Raw genomic sequence first — 2,051 nt, 5'->3', positions numbered from 1 at the left:
GTGACGGTAATGCTGCCCAAGGTGGAGACGGCCACGCAGGTCGCGGCACTGGCAGCCAAGCTGGTGCTGCGCGGCCAGGGCGGCCCCGTGGGCGCGCGGCGCCGCGCGCCCCCCCCCGGGGGGGGGGGGCCCCCCCCCCCCGGGGGGCGGAGGCCGGAGTTGCGGCGGGCTGCCGCCGCCTACGCAGGCTGGTCGGGGTGGGGGCCCGACCGACCTTCCCGTCGCCGCGCGGTCAGCGCGCCCCGCCCTTCAGCCCTTCTTCACCGCCTGCGGCAGGAACGCCCCATTGTAGTACGGCGTCACCGACAGCGGCTTGCGCGCGGCATACAGATACGCCGGGTGGTAGATCATGTGGATGATCGCTTCCTCCCCGATCGCGATGTCCGCCGCCTGGGCCAGCAGCGCGTTGCGCTTCGTCTCGTCCATCTCCGTCAGCGCCCGGCCGACCAGCTCATCGGCGCGCGGGCTGGAATGGCGCGTGCGGTTCGCGGTGCCGAGGCCACGCTCCCGGTCGAAGGTGTGGACCAGCGCGCGATAGGCGTAGCTGACATTGTCCGCGCCGTACTGCGCCGCCATGATGCTGAAGGTCTGCCGCGACGCCGCCGCGAAATAGGTCGCGTTCGGCATGGTGATCACCTCCGTCCGCACGCCGACGCGGCTCCACATCTGCGCGATCGCCTGCGCCACCTTCTCGTCGTTCGGGTAGCGGTCGTTGGTGGCGTGGATCGTCGCCTGGAAGCCGTTCGGATACCCGGCCTCGGCCAGCAGCCGCTTCGCCTGGTCGGGATCGAAGGGCGTCACGCCGAGCGCGGAGGATGTGCCCGGCGTTCCCTCCGGCAGCAGGTTGGAGGCGACCGTGGCGGTGCCGTCCATCACCCGGTCCACGATCGCCTGGCGGTTGATGGCCAGCGACAGCGCCTTGCGCACCCGCGCATCCTTCAGCGGATTGCGCGTCAGCGGCTGGCCGTTGCTGTCGCGCAGGAAGGGGCTGGCGTCGCGGTCCATGTCCATCGCCACGTACATCACGCGCATGCCGGCGATCTGCGTGACGTTGAGGCCCGCATCGCGGCGCAGTCGGGGCACGTCCGCCACGGGCAGCTCGTCGATCGCCTGCACGTCGCCCGCCAGCAGCGCCGCGACGCGGGCCGAATCGACCGGGATGACGCGCAGATTCGCCCGCTCGAAATCCGGCCGCGAGCCGAACCAATGGGGGTTGCGGCGCATGGCGAGGAACTCGCCGAAGCGGTAGTCCTCCAGCGTGTACGGCCCGGAGAAGACCTTCACGGTCTGCGCGTTGAAGTCCGCGGTCTTGAGCTCGGCGCCGAGCGACTTCGACAGCACCGCGATCTCCGTCATGTCCTCGACCATGAAGGGATAGGGGTTCGCGGTGTGGATGCGGATGGTGCGCGCATCGAGCACCTCGGTCCGCGTGATCGCGCGCACGAAGATGTGGTAGGCGCCGGGCGAGCCGGTGATCGTCGGCACCCGCGCCAGGCTATAGGCGGCATCCTCGGCGGTGATCGGGCTGCCGTCGCTGAACTTCGCATCGGCGCGCAGCCGGAAATCCCAGGCGCGGCCTTCCTCCACCGGCTGCCAGGCCTCGGCGATCCCGGGCTCCGGCTTGCCGTCCGGCGACATGCCGACGAAGCGCGCATGCAGCGCGCGCAGCACGTTCTGCTCGCCCGACAGGCGGAAATGCGGATCCATCGAGGTCGGGCTGAGCTTGATGCCGGCGCGCAGCGTGTCCGCCGCGGCGGTCTGCGCGCGCGCGATGCGCGGCAGGCCGGCGGTCGCGGCGAGCGTCGTCGCGGCCAGCGTCTTGAGGAATTCGGCGCGTTTCATGTTTCTTGGCCTCCCATACTCATGCCACGCCGATCTTCGGCGCCATGCGGATGATGCGCAACCCGCCGCGCCGCTCAGCCTCCGGGCCAGCCGATCCCGCGGGAGATATCCGCCGCCGCGGCGAGCAACGCGTCGCGCGCCGCGCGCCGGCGCGCCGCCGGGGCCGGCGCCCCCCCCGCCGCCCGGGGGGGGGGGGGGCCCCCCCCCCC

At 72.3% G+C, this 2,051-nt stretch carries 1 protein-coding gene; it reads right to left on the bottom strand.

The annotated features are described in order from the left end of the window. Positions 1–249: 249 nt before the first annotated feature. A complete protein-coding gene (locus tag AC1MIR_RS09240) occupies positions 250–1,842 on the bottom strand; it encodes an ABC transporter substrate-binding protein (RefSeq protein ID WP_480027877.1) in 1,593 nt (530 codons plus the stop codon). Between the last annotated feature and the right edge of the window lie 209 nt (positions 1,843–2,051).

The sequence above is a fragment of the Falsiroseomonas sp. RANM36 genome (genome assembly GCF_056682175.1).
The sequence above is the reverse complement of the archived record's forward strand: the minus strand, read 5'-3'. Positions and strand labels throughout refer to the sequence as shown.

What these genes read in the sequence shown, in the direction of transcription:
- AC1MIR_RS09240 (WP_480027877.1), bottom strand. Translation starts at nt 1,842, where the DNA reads ATGAAACGCGCCGAATTCCTCAAGACGCTGGCCGCGACGACGCTCGCC.